The 14,241-nt window shown below is 71.1% G+C and carries 16 protein-coding genes; 8 read left to right on the top strand and 8 right to left on the bottom strand.

Annotated features, from left to right (window positions below):
* The 3 genes from E1286_RS39890 to E1286_RS39900 form a co-directional block, all read right to left on the bottom strand.
* The coding region (locus tag E1286_RS39890) for an RNA polymerase sigma factor (protein ID WP_165970122.1) at positions 1 to 1,081 on the bottom strand (1,081 nt) is incomplete at its 3' end.
* A gap of 123 nt (positions 1,082 to 1,204) precedes the next feature.
* On the bottom strand, positions 1,205 to 2,887 hold the full coding sequence (locus tag E1286_RS39895) for a substrate-binding domain-containing protein (RefSeq protein ID WP_132621338.1): 1,683 nt from the start codon (positions 2,885 to 2,887) through the stop codon (positions 1,205 to 1,207).
* A gap of 223 nt (positions 2,888 to 3,110) precedes the next feature.
* The gene (locus E1286_RS39900) at positions 3,111 to 3,749 is read right to left on the bottom strand and encodes a cation diffusion facilitator family transporter (RefSeq protein WP_132621340.1); all 639 of its coding nucleotides are present in this window, start codon (positions 3,747 to 3,749) and stop codon (positions 3,111 to 3,113) included.
* A gap of 149 nt (positions 3,750 to 3,898) precedes the next feature.
* Here E1286_RS39900 and E1286_RS39905 point away from each other — a divergent pair, with 149 nt between their 5' ends.
* Complete coding sequence (locus tag E1286_RS39905) at positions 3,899 to 4,672, top strand: DUF4184 family protein (protein WP_132621342.1); 774 nt, start codon at positions 3,899 to 3,901, stop codon at positions 4,670 to 4,672.
* Positions 4,665 to 5,495 carry a TrmH family RNA methyltransferase gene (locus E1286_RS39910; RefSeq protein WP_132621344.1) on the top strand — a complete coding sequence of 277 codons (831 nt, stop codon included), beginning with the start codon at positions 4,665 to 4,667 and terminating at the stop codon, positions 5,493 to 5,495. The genes E1286_RS39905 and E1286_RS39910 overlap by 8 nt, the downstream gene beginning before the upstream one ends.
* A 1-nt stretch (position 5,496) precedes the next feature.
* Here the strand turns inward: E1286_RS39910 and E1286_RS39915 are convergent, their stop codons facing one another.
* Positions 5,497 to 5,742, bottom strand: coding sequence for a hypothetical protein (locus tag E1286_RS39915; protein ID WP_132621346.1), 246 nt, complete (start codon positions 5,740 to 5,742; stop codon positions 5,497 to 5,499).
* 329 nt (positions 5,743 to 6,071) lie between these two features.
* Between E1286_RS39915 and E1286_RS39920 the strand changes: the two genes are divergently transcribed.
* From E1286_RS39920 to E1286_RS39930, 3 genes are read left to right on the top strand one after another with little or no spacing between them, the layout of a single operon-like run.
* Positions 6,072 to 7,229, top strand: coding sequence for an NAD-dependent epimerase/dehydratase family protein (locus E1286_RS39920; protein WP_132621348.1), 1,158 nt, complete (start codon positions 6,072 to 6,074; stop codon positions 7,227 to 7,229).
* On the top strand, positions 7,226 to 7,969 hold the full coding sequence (locus E1286_RS39925) for a class I SAM-dependent methyltransferase (protein ID WP_132621350.1): 744 nt from the start codon (positions 7,226 to 7,228) through the stop codon (positions 7,967 to 7,969). Before E1286_RS39920 ends, E1286_RS39925 begins: the two co-directional genes overlap by 4 nt.
* The gene (locus E1286_RS39930) at positions 7,962 to 8,477 is read left to right on the top strand and encodes a GtrA family protein (protein WP_165970123.1); all 516 of its coding nucleotides are present in this window, start codon (positions 7,962 to 7,964) and stop codon (positions 8,475 to 8,477) included. Before E1286_RS39925 ends, E1286_RS39930 begins: the two co-directional genes overlap by 8 nt.
* Here E1286_RS39930 and E1286_RS39935 read toward each other — a convergent pair.
* Both E1286_RS39935 and E1286_RS39940 read right to left on the bottom strand, forming a co-directional pair.
* Complete coding sequence (locus tag E1286_RS39935) at positions 8,375 to 9,202, bottom strand: glycosyltransferase family 2 protein (protein ID WP_223190858.1); 828 nt, start codon at positions 9,200 to 9,202, stop codon at positions 8,375 to 8,377. The genes E1286_RS39930 and E1286_RS39935 overlap by 103 nt on opposite strands.
* Entirely contained in the window at positions 9,199 to 10,119 is a 921-nt protein-coding gene (locus E1286_RS39940; RefSeq protein WP_132621356.1) for an NAD-dependent epimerase/dehydratase family protein, read from the bottom strand. Before E1286_RS39940 ends, E1286_RS39935 begins: the two co-directional genes overlap by 4 nt.
* 175 nt (positions 10,120 to 10,294) lie before the next feature.
* Between E1286_RS39940 and E1286_RS39945 the strand changes: the two genes are divergently transcribed.
* Entirely contained in the window at positions 10,295 to 11,533 is a 1,239-nt protein-coding gene (locus E1286_RS39945; RefSeq protein WP_165970124.1) for a hypothetical protein, read from the top strand.
* A gap of 433 nt (positions 11,534 to 11,966) precedes the next feature.
* Positions 11,967 to 12,218 (top strand): hypothetical protein, encoded by a 252-nt coding sequence (locus tag E1286_RS39950; protein WP_132621360.1) that lies wholly within the window; start codon positions 11,967 to 11,969, stop codon positions 12,216 to 12,218.
* Between the two features lie 46 nt (positions 12,219 to 12,264).
* On the opposite strand, the gene E1286_RS39955 is transcribed toward E1286_RS39950, so the two are convergent.
* Positions 12,265 to 13,104, bottom strand: coding sequence for a D-alanyl-D-alanine carboxypeptidase family protein (locus E1286_RS39955; protein WP_246075566.1), 840 nt, complete (start codon positions 13,102 to 13,104; stop codon positions 12,265 to 12,267).
* A gap of 107 nt (positions 13,105 to 13,211) precedes the next feature.
* On the opposite strand from E1286_RS39955, the gene E1286_RS39960 reads away from it, so the two are divergent.
* A complete protein-coding gene (locus E1286_RS39960; RefSeq protein ID WP_132621362.1) occupies positions 13,212 to 13,403 on the top strand; it encodes a YegP family protein in 192 nt (63 codons plus the stop codon).
* Here E1286_RS39960 and E1286_RS39965 read toward each other — a convergent pair.
* Positions 13,400 to 13,936, bottom strand: coding sequence for a DedA family protein (locus tag E1286_RS39965; protein ID WP_246075567.1), 537 nt, complete (start codon positions 13,934 to 13,936; stop codon positions 13,400 to 13,402). The genes E1286_RS39960 and E1286_RS39965 overlap by 4 nt on opposite strands.
* Positions 13,937 to 14,241 lie beyond the last annotated feature (305 nt).

Below are 14,241 nucleotides of genomic sequence, written 5' to 3' on the forward strand. Positions count from 1 at the left end.
GGGACGGCGTGGACAAGGGCGACGGCGTCGGCTCCTCGTCCTCGATCATCGCCTCCGGCGTGCCGTCCTCCTCCCACGAGGGCGAGGCGGTGGGGACGGGGGCCAGCGTCAGCGCGGTGGAGTCGGAGGCGCCGCGGCCGTTGATCACGACCACGGCGCCCGTCGCCGCCACCAGGCACGCCCCCGCCAGCAGCACCGGAGCCAGACGGCGCGGCCGGCGACGGCGGGCGCGGCGTTCGACCACCACGGGGAACCCCGTGCGGTCGAAGTCGTCCCCGCGATCGGTGATGAGGGTTCTGGTCTGGTCCAGCTCGGGGTTGACGCAGGTCTCGATCACCCGGCGGCGCAGCGAGATCCCCGGGTACGCGATCGGCACCAGGTCGAGCAGCCGCCCGGCCGAGACCTGGCGATGGCGTCCCTCGGTGCAGACCTCGCAGCCGCCGATGTGGCCCGACAACCGGCGGCGCAGCAGCGGCGTCAGCGGGCCCTCCCAGGAGTCGACCATCGCCGACAGGTCGGGGCAGTGCGCCCGGCCGGTCCTGGCCAGCAGCACCGCCGCGGCGGCGTTCTCCAGGTGGTCGCGGGCCCTGCCGAGCCTGGCCGCCGCCTGCCGGGAGGTCAGGCCGAGCACCGCGCCGACCTCCGCGGGGGTCAGGCCATGGCGTACCGACAGTTCGAGCACCTCGCGCTCGCCGTTCCTCAGCTCGCCGAGCGTCTCGTGCACCAGGTCGGCCAGCTCGGGGTCGTCGTGCTCGGAGGGGTCGGGCAGCGGCAGGCCGGCCGCGGGGGTTCCGCCGCGGTGGGCGAGGCGGGCGCGCACCTGGAACCGGGTCAGCGCGTACAGCCAGGGGCGCAGCCGGGCCGGCTCCTTCAGCCGGTCCACGCATCCCTGCGCGGTGACCACCGCGTCGTGCACGGCGTCGGTGGCCAGGTCGCGGTCGGCGCAGAGCGAGAACGCGTAGTCGTACAGACGCTCGGCGTAGGCGTCGTAGAGCTTGGCGGGAGCATCGGTGTCCGCGCGCCGCAGAGCCTCCACCAGCTCCTGGTCGTCGGCACGGTCGACGGTCGGCCATCCGGGCACGGATTCCCTCCCCGCGGGTAGAACGGGCACTCAAGCCCCACGCGGAGAGGACGCGGCGTCAATTGTCCAGGTTCGCCCGCCATGCCCAACAGGCATGGTTCGTGCTCCTTGCGGCCGGTTCGGTCACCCGTCGCAGTTCGGCATGCAGATGCGGCGTTCCATGCCCTGCAGGAAGAAGTCGCGGACCTGCAGGACGTCGTCGGCGATGTACGCCTCGCCGCCCGCCGCCTTGGCCAGCGCGTCCATCTGCTGCTTGCCCTTGCGGGCCTCGGGCCCGAAGGCGATGAGCAGGATGCTGATCGGCCGCTTCGGGTTGTAGGTCTTCTTGAGGAACTGCAGCAACTGGGCGTTCGTGACCCCGCCGTCGGGGTCGTCGTTGCCGGCGCCGTCCGTGAGGATCAGGAGCGTGTTGACCTTGTCCTCTTTGTAGGTCTTGGTCATCTCCGTGTACGCGGCCTTGATCGTGTCGTTCAGCCCGGTGTCGCCCGTGGCCTTGGCCTGGAGCGTGGCCAGGGTCTGCCCCATCAGGTCCTTGCGCAGCACGCCGTCGGTCGTCTCGGCCAGCGGGCCGACGGAGACGAGCTCCTTGTAGTCCCTGCCCTGCCCGTCGAGGTGCGTGGAGAACGACCACAGGCCGATGTCGGAGTCGGGCGGGAAGAGCGAGAGACCCTCGGTGGCGATCTTGTTGATGGCCTGCATGCGGGTCATGCCCGTGCCGGGCACCGGGAGTGCCATCGTGCCGGAGACGTCGAGCAGGGCGAGCAGGCGGCTGCCGAGGTTCAGCCGGGACCAGGTCTGCACGACCCGGGTCACGGTCGCGCCGTCCGGCGGGTCGAGGGCCGCCGGGCTCTCCGGGTCGAAGCCCTTGGCCTTCGTCAGCACCTCGCCCGCCTTGCCCTCGTCGGTGCGGAAGCCCGCGGCCCGCAGGGTCTTCTTGGCGGACTCGGTGGCGAGGGCCTGCTTGAAGTCGGCGGCGGCCTTCAGCACGCCCGGGTCCTCGGTCAGGATGGTGACCGGGTAGTCGAGGCTGAGCGTGCCCTCCTTGGGATAGAGGGCGACCACCTGCGACTGCGGCTTCTCGGTGTTGTGGATGTAGATGGCCTGCTCGGAGCTGACGCCGATCGGCACCTTGCTGCCCGACTTCACCGTGAGGCTGGCCAGCAGCGCCGCCGGGTCGCTCGCGAGCTGGCCCGACAGCTCCTTCAGCGCCCCCACCAGCTCCTTGTCCTGGCCCGCCTCCCTCGCGGTGCCGGCCGCGGCCAGCAGCGCCGCCAGGCCCGCGGAGCTCTTCTGCGGGTCGAGGGCGAGCACGCGCACCTTCCTGCCGGGGCCGTCCACGTTGGCGACGTTCGCCGCGGAGATCATGGCGGACCAGCTCGGCTGCAGCGTGTCGGTCAGCCGCGAGGCGGCCGACCTGGCCGCCGCGAGCACCACGGGGGAGGTCGCGATCGACCCCTCCACCTGGGGCAGCTCCTCGCCCGCCGAGGTCGCGCGCATGCTCTCCATGAGCAGGCTGGAGTCGGCCACCCAGAAGTCGGCCGTGGCCTTGCCCGCGGCCACGGCGTTGGCCGTCCTGGCGGACTCCTCCTCGGCCACCGTCACCTCGACGCACTTGTCGTCGATCGAGTGCATGGCCTTGTTGTAGTCCGCGGCGATCTTGTTCAGCGCGGGCTGGATCTCCGGGGTCGCCACGACACGCAGCGGCAGCCTGCCGCCCGAGCAGTCGTGGTCGCGGTTGAAGATGACGAACGCGGCGACACCGAGCAGCACGGCCATGGCCACAGCGCCGGCCAACGGGACGAGCACCCGCCCGCGGCTGTTCTTCGTTCGTCTGCGGGGTGGCGGCTCGCTGGCTTGATATCCGCCATCGAGATCGTCTGTGCGGTGTCGCCCCACGATGTCCTCTTAGGTTGCTCGAGACCTTCCGGAGACCCTAGCGGGAGAAGCTCCGCAATACTCCGGGAACGATACTCGGTGCGGTCTCTGTGGCAAAACCGCTGTTTTGGTGCGCCGATTACCTACTGTGGCGTCAATGACAGCATCCGTGACCCCGCCATGCCCGTGACCCCTCGCGTACGGCGACCACCGCGAGCACCACCGCGACCAGCGGATCCACCCACCACCAGCCCAGCGTGCCGAGCCAGAGGCCGGCCAGGACGCAGGCCGCCGTGGCCGCGCAGATGAGGTTCTGCGTGCCCTCGCCGGCAGTGGCCGCGGAGGCCAGCCGCGCGCCGAGTCGCCGCTTGGCCAGACCCAGCGCCGGCATGCCGGCGAGGCTGAGCGACGTCACCACGATCCCGAGCAGGCTCGGCGCCGCCCGGTGCCCGGCGTCGAGGTCGTGCGCCACGTGCAGGACGAGATAGGGCGCCAGCAGCCAGAAACTCACCGCCACCGCGCGCCGGGCGGTGGTCTCGGCGCTCGGCGAGAGCGTACGGGCGCCGGTGAAGCGCCACACCACGATCAGGCTGGCGGCGGCCTCCATGAGCGCCGCGAGCCCCCACCCGATCAGCGCCACCGAATGCGCGGCCAGACCGGCGGCCAGGCCCAGCCCGCTCTCGGCGCCCAGCCAGACGAGCGTGACCAGGGAGAGCGTGCGGGCGGCCCGGGCGTCCCGCAGCCATTCCGCTGACGCGGCCGGACGCTCCCGAATCCGCTGGTCAGGCACCATGAACCCCCGAACCTCCGGATATCCGGCCGTCGACAGCGCTACGTACCGTACCCGCTGCGCACCGTGACGCCGTCCGGCGGCGGCAAAGCATGGTCAAGATTCGCCGCGCATAATGATCGTCAGGATCGCCGGGCACGGGGGAGGGACCATTGCCGTTCACGCCCAGTCACATCGCCGCGGTCGTGCCGCTGCTGGCGTCGCGGCGGGTGCGCAGGTTCGCCGACCCCTGGGCGCTGGCGCTCGGCACGATGGTGCCGGACCTGCCGCTCTTCCTGCCGGGCCTGCCCGACTACACCGACTGGCATTCCTGGCAGGGGGTGCTGACGCTCAATCCGCTCGCGGTCGTCGTCCTGCTGCCGCTCTTCCACGCCGTGCTGCGCGACCCGCTGATCGCGCTGCTGCCGCCCGCGCTGGCCGGCCGGGCCGCGCGGCTCGTTCCCGAACGGCTCACCGGCGCCGCGCCCATGGCCGTCGGGGCCGTGATCGGCGCGGCCACCCACGTGCTGTGGGACTCCTTCACCCACCACACGGGCGTGATCGAGTGGGGTCCCTGGCTGTCGGCCTCCGTCTTCGGGACGATCAGTCTCTTCCGCCTGCTCCAGTACGCCTCGTCGGCGCTCGGGCTGGCCGTGGTGCTCTGGTGGGCCTGGCGCCGGTTGTCGCGGATGGAGGCGGCGCCCGTGCCGGAGCGGTTGCGCACCTCGCCGCGCGCCCGCCGGCTCACCCTGTTGGCGGGCGCCGCCGGCGTCGTGGCGGGCGGCCTGCTCTGGCCCCTCGTGGACGAGCCCAGCCCCGCGCTCGGCCTGCCCAGCCTGATCACGAAGACCGGCGCGGGCACGGTGATCGGGCTGGGCGCGGTCCTCGTCTGCTACGCGGCCGTCTGGCAGGTCAGGCGGCGCATGGCAGTATCGGAAGGTGCTTGAGTACGTCACCGACCCCGGCGACCCCCGCTTGTCCGACTACACCCGGCTGCGGGACGTCGAGCTGCGCAAGAGCCTCGAAGCCGAGCGCGGCCTGTTCCTCGCCGAGGGGGAGAAGGTGATCAGGCGGGCCGTCGGCGCCGGCTACCCGATCCGCTCTGTCCTCACCACGTGCCGCTGGCTGACCGCGCTGCAGGACGCGCTCGGCGACGCGACCGTCTACGTCGTGAGCGACGAGATCATGTCCGGCATCGCCGGCTTCCCGGTCCACCGCGGCGCGCTCGCCTCCATGGAACGCCTGCCGCTCCCCTCGGTGGAGACCCTGCTCAAGGGCCTGAAGGGCGGCCCGCGCCGGCTGCTCGTGCTGGAGGACCTGGTCGACCACGCCAACGTCGGCGCGATCTTCCGCTCGGCGGCCGCGCTGGGCGTCGACGCCGTCGTCCTGTCGCCCCGCTGCGCCGACCCGCTCTACCGGCGGGCGGTCAAGGTCTCGATGGGCGCGGTCTTCTCGATCCCGTACGCGCGGATGGACGACTGGTTCGGCGACCTGGCGCAGCTGCGCGAGGCCGGGTTCCGCACGCTCGCCCTGACCCCCGACCAGAGCGCCACCCCGCTCGACGCCGCCGCCCGCTCCGAGCGGGTCGCGCTGCTGCTCGGCGCGGAGGGCGACGGGCTGTCGTCCCACTGGCTGGAGGAGGCCGACGAGGCGGTGTGCATCCCGATGAGCGCCTCGGCCCTGGCGGCGGGCGTCGACTCGCTGAACGTGGTGGCCGCCGCGGCGATCGCCTGCCACGGCCTGATGAGGTCCACGGCTCCGGGAGCGTGAGTCAAGGCAGGTCGACCGGCTCGCTGACGAGGTCGGCCCCGGTCTCCTTGATGTGGCGTTCCAGCAGCGGCAGCTCCCTGGCCGTCGTGACCAGCGTGAGTTGCCAGGCGGGCTCGGCGCGGTGCGGCACCGGCACCTCGGCGATGTCGATCGAGGTGGCCAGGCCCGCGGTCAGGATGGCGTGCGCCAGCTCCGCCGCCCGCTCGTGGCCGTCGATCGTGGTGCGGACCTCGGTGAATTCCCCCATGGGGTGTGTCCTTCTGACAGAGGGGTAGAGCCTTCGCCCAAGGTGCGGAACCGGGCGAGGAGGTCGGACTTCACGGAGGAAAGCGTACATAGTTAGCGCCGTGTGTGTGTCCGTCCGTCCCCCGGGCGGGACCCCTCTGGAGAAGTTCCAGATACGCTCAGCACTACCTGTGGAACAGCTGAAGAAGTGGCCCGCTGAATGAGAGTGGGCCCGTAGCTGTGCTAGGACTTTACATAAGTCTGTTGCCGGTGCACTCGTCAAACCTCGGTACAGTCCAGGACATTCCGTGGGTGTCGGCAGTACCTCGTAGTGAAAGTGAGATCAGTTTTATGCGGGTGTTGGTCCTGGGCGGTGACGGCTATCTTGGCTGGCCGACGGCGCTCTACCTGTCACAGGCCGGTCATGATGTCGCGGTCGCCGACAACTTCGTGCGTCGCCAGTACGACTTCGAGCTCGGTGCGGACAGTCTGGTCCCGATCGAGTCACTGCAGGTCCGCGTCGAGGCCTGGCGGCAGGTGACGGGGAAGTCGATCGAGACGTTCATCGGCGACCTCTGCGACGCGGAGTTCACGTACCAGATGATCAAGGACTTCCGTCCTGAGGCGGTGGTGCACTTCGCCGAGCAGCGTGCGGCGCCGTACTCGATGATCGACCGCAAGCACGCGGTCTACACACAGGTCAACAACGTGGTCGGCACGCTCAACCTGCTGTACGCGATCAAGGAGATCGACCCGGACATCCACCTGGTCAAGCTCGGCACGATGGGCGAGTACGGCACGCCCAACATCGACATCGAAGAGGGCTGGCTGGAGCTGGAGTACAAGGGCCGCAAGGACCGGGTGCTCTACCCCAAGCGACCGGGCTCCTTCTACCACCTGTCCAAGGTGCACGACAGCCACAACATCGAGTTCGCCTGCCGGATCTGGGGGCTGCGCGCCACCGACCTCAACCAGGGCGTCGTCTACGGCCAGCAGACCGCCGAGACCGCGCTCGACGACCGCCTGGCCACCCGCTTCGACTACGACGCGGTCTTCGGCACGGTGCTCAACCGGTTCGTCATCCAGGCCGTGCTCGGCCACCCGCTGACGGTCTACGGCAGCGGCGGCCAGACCCGGGGCATCATCGACATCCGCGACACCGTCCGCTGCATCGAGCTGGCCTGCGACAACCCGGCCGACCCCGGCGAGTTCCGCGTGTTCAACCAGATGACCGAGTCGATGTCGGTGCTCGACATCGCCAACACGGTCGCCGAGGCCTTCCCCGGCACGGCGACCATCGACCACCTGGACAACCCCCGCGTCGAGTTCGAGAAGCACTACTACAACGTCACGCACACGGCGCTGGTGGAGCTCGGCCTCAAGCCGCACCTGCTGTCCGACACGCTGATCACCTCGCTGTTCGACATCGCCAAGCGCTACGGCGACCGGGCGAACCTGGAGGCCATGCGGCCCCGGGTCAACTGGCGCGGCGCCGGTGAGCGGCGGTGACGAGCGGCGGTGAGGGCGCCTTCGCCCGCGCCACCGGCCGCGAGGCGGAGGAGGGCGGGGCCGACAAGCCCCGTTACCGTCGCTACCAGTACGAGCTGATCTCGCCGTTCTGCGGGCCCAGCATGCTGGAGGTCGGCGCGGGGCTGGGCGAGTTCGCGGCGCAGTTCACCGACCGGCGGCGCCTCGTCGTCAGCGACGTCGACCCCGACGCCGTCGAGGTGATGAAGGCCCGTTTCGCCTCCCACCCGAACGTGCAGGCCCTGCAGTTCGACCTCGGCGCGGGGGCGTGCCTGGACGACCCGGTCGACACCGTGGTCGCCATGAACGTCCTCGAGCACTTCGAGGACGACGCCGCGGTCCTGAGCCTGCTGTCCCGCTCGGTCCGCCCGGGCGGCACCGTCGTGCTGTGGGTGCCCGCCTACATGGCGCTGTACGGCGACTTCGACCGCAGGGTCGGCCACTTCCGCCGCTACACCCCCGCCACCATGCGCCAGGTCGCCCAGCGGGCCGGCCTGGAGGTGCTGGTTTCCCGCCCGGTCAACCTGCTCGGCGGCGTGGCGTGGTGGGCGGCGGTCCGCCTGGGGCGGGCCGGCACCCCCAAGGCCGGCGTGGTCGGCCTGTACGACCGCGTGATCGTCCCGGTGACCAAGGTCCTCGACCGCGTCCTGCCGATTCCCTTCGGGCAGTCGGTGCTGGGGGTCTTCCGGGTACCGCAGAGCGGGCATGCGCGGCGTGACTGATCTGCTGCGCCGTCTGCTGGGCCGGCTGCCACGCGTCTTCACGCGGTACACCACCGCGTCCGTGGCGGCCGGCGTGGCCAGCGAGGCCACCCTGCTGACGGCGTACGGCACCCATCTGCTCACGCCGGGACAGGCGTCCGCGGCGGGGTGGGCGAGCGGCGCGGTGCTGAACTTCGTGCTCAACCGGTGGTGGGTCTTCCGTCACCGGGAGCAGCCGAAGCCGGTGCGCGAGGTGCTGGGCTTCTGGCTGACCTCGCTGGCCGCCCTGGCGCTGTCGACCTGGGCTACCGGGGTCGCGGCGGGGCTGGCCGCGCCGCTGGACCACGGCCCCCGGGTGATCCTGGTGGGGGCCGTGTTCCTCGGCGTCTACGCGCTACTGTTCGTGGCGAAGTTCGCCCTGTTCCACTATTTCGTCTTCGCCGGCACATCGCGCTCGGAGACCGGCTCGGGCAGCGGCTCCGGCCGCCGCCGCTCCCGCCACCAGGTGCCGAGCACCACGCGCGAGTAGCGGTAGCCGTAGACCAGGTTGCCGCCCTTCTTGGTGCTCCCGGCGGTGCGCAGCCGCATCGTCGCGGGCACCTCGGCGACGCGGTAGCCGCGCGCGATCACGCCGATCAGCAGCTCCGACGACTGGTACTGCGGCTGGCGCAGCTCGACGGCACCCGTGACCTTGGCGCGCATCGCCCGCAGCCCGAACGACGTGTCGGTGACGCTCTGCCCGGTCAGCCGGCTGATCAGCCAGGCGAACACGTGGACCCCGGCGCGGCGCACCCGGTCGTAGGTCTCCTGGCGGCCCAGCACGCGCGAACCGGTCGCGAAGTCGGCCTCGCCCCGCAGCACCGGCGCCAGCACCCGCGGGATGTCGGCCGGGTCGTACTGGCCGTCGGCGTCGGTCGTCACGATGTAGTCGGCACCGCCGGCCCGCGCGATGCGGTAACCCAGCCGCAGCGCCGCGCCCTGGCCGCGGTTGACCGGGACGTCGCAGACCATCGCGCCCGCCTTGCGGGCGACCGCCGCGGTGTCGTCGGTGGCGCCGTCGACGACCACGATGGTCGTGCAGTCGTGTCCGTCGATCTGGGCCGGCAGCGACTTCACGACGTCGCCGATGCCGTCTTCCTCGTTGTAGGCGGCGATCACGATCGCGATCGGCGGCAGGTCCGCGCCGTGCTCGGCCGTGAACGCCGCCGAAGCGGCGGCGTCGATGTCCTGTTGCGTCGTCTCTGATGGGGTCATGTGTGTTCCTCGTCGCCGGAGAAGTCGGGCCATACTCCGGCCATTCCTGTGGTCAGGTCGTGTCGCGGCTCGTATCCGAGCGCCCTGGCCCGGGAGATGTCCAGGACGACCGCCGGCATCTCGCCCTGCTTCGCGGGCACGTGCTCGACGGGGATGGGCTGCCCGGTGACCTGCCGGGCCGCGTCGATGAGGTCGTTGACGCTCACCGAACGGCCGGAGCCGACCACCAGAGGCCCGGTGTGCCGCACCCGCCAGGCGAGCATAACGGCCTGGACGATGTCGTCGACGTGCACATAGTCGCGCAGTTGCATGCCGTCTCCGTACACCTGGACACCCGTGCCCGCGGCGGCCGCGCGCATCAGGCGCGGCACGAAGCTGTCCTTGTGCCGCATGCCGGGGCCGTAGACGTTGGCGAACCGCAGCCAGGCCGCGTGCATGCCGTACGACTGCGCGTACGCGCTCAGCAGCATCTCGCCCGCCGCCTTGGTCGCGCCGTACGGCGTGAGCGGCCGCAGCGGCAGATCCTCGCTGATCGGCGCCGTGCCGACGTCACCGGTGACCGCGTTGGTCGAGGCGAGGATGAAGGCGGGCACCTCCCGCTCACGCGCCAGCTCCAGCAGGTCGGCGGTCGCCTCGACGTTGAGCCGGTATGTGCCGGCCGGGTCGGAGACCGACTTCAGCACCGACGTCACCGCCGCCAGGTGCACCACCGCGTCGAGGCCGGGCGTGACGACCTTCTGTCTCACCTGCGGATCGCACAGGTCACCGACGACGCACTCCACCGCTTTGTCAGGGTGCTCCACCAGGTCGGCGACCACGACCTCGGCCCCGCCGGCCAGCAGGGCCGACACGAGACGCCTGCCGATGAATCCCGATCCTCCGGTGACGAGTACGCGGGTCCCGTCAAGCTCCGGCATTCGGCGTTTCCTTTCACTTAGGTCACAACCGACCTTACCGGCCTTCGCGGAGCCCTCGAACGCATGAGCCCGCCTGTCGCCGGCCGTGCGCGGAGTGCTTTCGCCGATCCCATAGGCTACTGGCCTCCGGCAACCGACCTCCGGCATGCGGCGGCCAGGCGACGAGGGGAGAGGCGTGAGTCCTGCTGTGGTGATGGGACCTCCGCTGGTGGTGGGCCTGGTGCTGGCGGTGATCGCCGGGCGCCGTGGATGGGCTCCCCCGCTGTGGGTGGCGCTCGCCGCCGGTGCCGTGCTGCGCCTCGCCGTCATGCTGACCGCCGCGAACGACACCGCGGTGCCGTACGACTTCGGCCACGACTTCGTCGACGCGGGCAATGCCGTGCTGAACGGCCAGAACCCCACCATGCACCTGCGCGAGGGCGGCTGGCACTTCCTGCCCTTCCTCGCGTACGTGCTGGCCGGCCAGCTGCAGCTGGGCGAGATCCTCGGCCTGTCGTGGGGGATCGCGGGGCGGATCGTGCCCGTCGTGGCCGACCTCGTGCTCATCCCGCTGATCGCCAAGCTCACCGGCGCCGAGCGGGGCAACCTGCGCGCCTTCCAGTACGCGCTCATCCCGCTGGGCGTGATGGTGAGCGCCCTGCACGGCCAGTTCCCGCCGATCACGCTGCTGTTCGGCGTGGCCGCGCTGGTCTGCGCGCGTTCCCAGCGCGCCCACGCGGCGGGGCTGCTCATCGGCCTGTCGATCGCGTGCACCCACTGGTCGGTGCTCATCGTGCCGGGGGTCGTGCTGGCCGTGGCAGGGGCCCGGGGCCGGCTGACCGTGCTGGGCTGGACGGCCGGAGTGCCGGCGGCGGTCCTGCTGTCCGGCTCGGTCTTCCTCGACACCTCGCTCAGCCAGTTGCCCGAGCTGGCGCGGCGCATCATGTCCACCAGGCCAGTGGTGGGCGACTGGGGCTGGACGGCGCTCGCCACGGGCGGCGTCCAGACCGACTCCCCGATCCTGGGCCGGATCGGCATGGTCGTGCTCGTCCTCGGCCTGGCCGCGGCGGCGTGGTGGTGGCGCCGGGCCGACCCGGTCGACCTCACCCTCGTGCTGCTGCTCGTCTTCCTCATCGTGACCCACCGGCTCGGCGCTCAATACCTGCTGTGGCCGGTCCCCTTCCTGCTCGCCCGGCCGACCCGCGGCGCATGGCCCGCGATCACTCTGGCCAGCCTGTGGGCCGCGTTCGGCTACCTGCGCCTGTACGAGGTCATCGGCATGGGTTATTGGGCTGCCCACACGGGGTGGGCCTACTCCTCCTTCATCGTCATCGCCTTCCTCATCCGCGCACTGCCCTGGGACCGCCGGGCCGCCACCGGCCAGGTCACCACGAAAGCGACCACCTCGAAGGACGCCGTGCCGGCCGTCGAATGATGCTGCAGAATGTGAGCGACCGATGACGTAGCGCTGTTCGGGGGCTCCCATGCACACGGCCTGGCTGATCGCCGCCTGGATGGCCGCCGCCATTCCTGCCGCAAGCCCCGCACCTCATCCCCATGCCCGGGTGGTGGCGGTCCTCGCTCCCGCCACTCCTCCATCCCAGGGCGGCGGGTCGCCGGCCGCTGGGGTGCCCGTTCGGGCGGCGGCTCGTGCGCGGGTTCCGGTGCTGGCGTGTGCGGTCGCCACGCCGTCGGTGCGGCCGTTGGGCTTCACGCCCCCGGTGCGGCTCGTGCCCCGTCGGGTCGCTGTCCGGGGCAATTTCGAGCTCACCGGTTGTGCCTCGTCCGGCCGGTCGGCGGCGTCGCCGCGTTCCGGCTGGGCGGTGCTGAGGGCCACCGCGCAGGCGTCGTGCACCAGCGTTCGGCAGGTGCGGGGCAGCGTCCTCGTCACCTGGTTCGACGTGACCGGCCGTCCGGCGGGCACCTCACAGGTACGTCTACGCGCCGACCGCCTGGTCGCCCGCCATCCGGCCGACGCGTTGCTCGACGGCGCGGTCACGGCGGGACGGCTGGCCGGCGCGCGTGTGCGCGGCGCCCTCGCCGCTCCCGCCACCCTTCTCGGCTGCGCCACCCACGGCACCGCCGCCCTCCGCGGCACGGGCCGCGTCACGTTCGGCTGACCGCTTAGCCGGCACGGGCCGCGTCACGTGAGGGGCGCGCTTCGGGTCAGCTGAACGCGATCCGGTCGCCGGCGTAGTCGAGGAGGCGTTCGGCGGTGCTGAAGCGGCGTTCGTTCTGGTCGCCCAGGAGCACGCCCACCACCTCCCGGCCGTTGCGCTCTCCCGCGAACAGCAGGCAGTAGCCGGCCGCCCGGGTGAAGCCCGTCTTCACGCCCAGCACGTCCTCAGCCCGGGTGAGCAGTTTGTTGGTGTTGTGCCAGACGTGCGCCCGATGCACGGCCGTCTTGGCCACCCGGTGCGCCGACTTGCCGACGATGGTCCTGAACACGCTGCCGCGCATCGCGTGCTGGGCCAGTCTGGCCTGGTCCGCGGCCGTGGAGTAGCCGCCGTCGGCGGGTGTCGGCATGCCGTCGGCGTTGGTGTAGCGGGTGTCGGAGAGCCCGAGCGCGCGGGCGGCCCGGTTCATCTTGGCCACGAACGCCGTCTTGCCGGGCCCGTAGTGCCGGGCCAGGACGTTCGCGGCGTCGGCCCCCGACGGGAGCATCAGGGCGTACAGCAGGTCCCTGACGGTGAAGCGCTCGCCGGCGCGCAGACCGGCGGTGGCGGCGCCGCCGCGGGCGGCGTACCTGACGTCGATCGCGTCGACCCTGATGACGTCGCTCAGCTGCGCCTCGCTGAGCACGACGTACGCGGTCATGACCTTGGCCAGGCTGGCCACCGGCATGCGCTTCGTGTGCCGTTTGCCGTAGTGGACCGTTCCCGCGGAGTCGATGACGTACGCGGACTTCGCCCCGACACGCGGGGCCTCCACGGCGGCGACGGCGGGGGACGAGAACCCCACAAGTACGGCGACCACGACAGAGCTGATGAAACCCCCAATACGCATGACAATCATGGTGACAGGCGATCAAGGTTTCGTTTGCTTAATTCAGCTATGAGTCGCTATCAGACGGGGGTAAATCATTCATAGATCCGATATGGCGGGGGACAGTCATGGCAGGAAAATTCATCATTAGTGAGGATGAACAGGGCGGATACCGTTTCGCTCTCGTCGCGAACAACGGGCAGACGCTCGCCGTCGGAAGCGGCTTCCCGTCCAAGATGGCATGCGTGAACGGCATCGAGACCGTACGCAGGAACGCTCCGGAGGCCGTGATCGAGGACCTGAGCGCGAGCAGACGCTAGGAGACCGGCACCTGCTCCTCGGTCGCGCGCCTCCTGCGCCGGCGGCGTACCGAGAGCCAGGCCACGACGGCGACGATCGCGACGGCCACGGCTCCGGCCGCCAGCGGCGAGTGCGCGGCCAGCTCCAGCCAGCCCCACACGACCGCCGTCATGCCGAACCACCACATCGGCGCCCAGGTCAGGCAGCCCAGCGCGCTGGCCATGACGTACCAGGGATAGGAGACGCGCAGCGCCCCGGCGACCCACGGGAGCGTGTGGCGGAGCATGGGCACCCAGAAGCAGCCGTAGACGGCCAGCGCGCCCCACTTCTCGACCACCTGCTCGATCTTCGCGATCCGCTCGCGGCCCAGCTTGACGCCGACGCGGGACTCGTAGAGACGTTCGCCGAGCCTGCGGCCGACCCAGTAGTAGACCTGGAAAGCCGCGAACAACGCCAGGATCAGGATGGCGCCGACCAGCCAGTAGGGCAGCCCCAGCCAGAACGGATCGGTGGGGGCGGGGACGGCGAACGTCGCGAGCCGCATGCTGCTCATCCCCCCTGATCCTTAGGTCAGCCTTACCTTAGTCAAAAGTGGATGTTTGTGCTACAACCACCTGCAACCGGCCGACAAGCAGTACTCAACCTCTCCGCCTCACTCTAGGTGGGAGCAGGAAGAGGTGGTGACCATGTCGACCAGAAGCGCGGCCGTCCTGACCGGTACGGCGGGCGCCGCCCGGATGTTCGTCGCGGCCCTGGCCCTCACCAGCGCGTACGTCGGCTTCTCCGCCTACGGCGCCGCCGGCGCCCGGCCCGAGCCGATCACCCTGTCGGCCCGGGAGCTGCCCGTCACCGCCCCAG

The sequence above is a fragment of the Nonomuraea terrae genome, from assembly GCF_004348995.1.
Classification (GTDB): Bacteria; Actinomycetota; Actinomycetes; order Streptosporangiales; family Streptosporangiaceae; genus Nonomuraea; species Nonomuraea terrae.

Coding starts and splice junctions, on each gene's coding strand:
- E1286_RS39935 (WP_223190858.1), bottom strand. CDS start 9,202: ATGACCCCATCAGAGACGACGCAACAGGACATCGACGCCGCCGCTTCG.
- E1286_RS39960 (WP_132621362.1), top strand. CDS start 13,212: ATGGCAGGAAAATTCATCATTAGTGAGGATGAACAGGGCGGATACCGT.
- E1286_RS39900 (WP_132621340.1), bottom strand. CDS start 3,749: ATGGTGCCTGACCAGCGGATTCGGGAGCGTCCGGCCGCGTCAGCGGAA.
- E1286_RS39915 (WP_132621346.1), bottom strand. CDS start 5,742: ATGGGGGAATTCACCGAGGTCCGCACCACGATCGACGGCCACGAGCGG.
- E1286_RS39955 (WP_246075566.1), bottom strand. CDS start 13,104: ATGCGTATTGGGGGTTTCATCAGCTCTGTCGTGGTCGCCGTACTTGTG.
- E1286_RS39940 (WP_132621356.1), bottom strand. CDS start 10,119: ATGCCGGAGCTTGACGGGACCCGCGTACTCGTCACCGGAGGATCGGGA.
- E1286_RS39920 (WP_132621348.1), top strand. CDS start 6,072: ATGCGGGTGTTGGTCCTGGGCGGTGACGGCTATCTTGGCTGGCCGACG.
- E1286_RS39965 (WP_246075567.1), bottom strand. CDS start 13,936: ATGAGCAGCATGCGGCTCGCGACGTTCGCCGTCCCCGCCCCCACCGAT.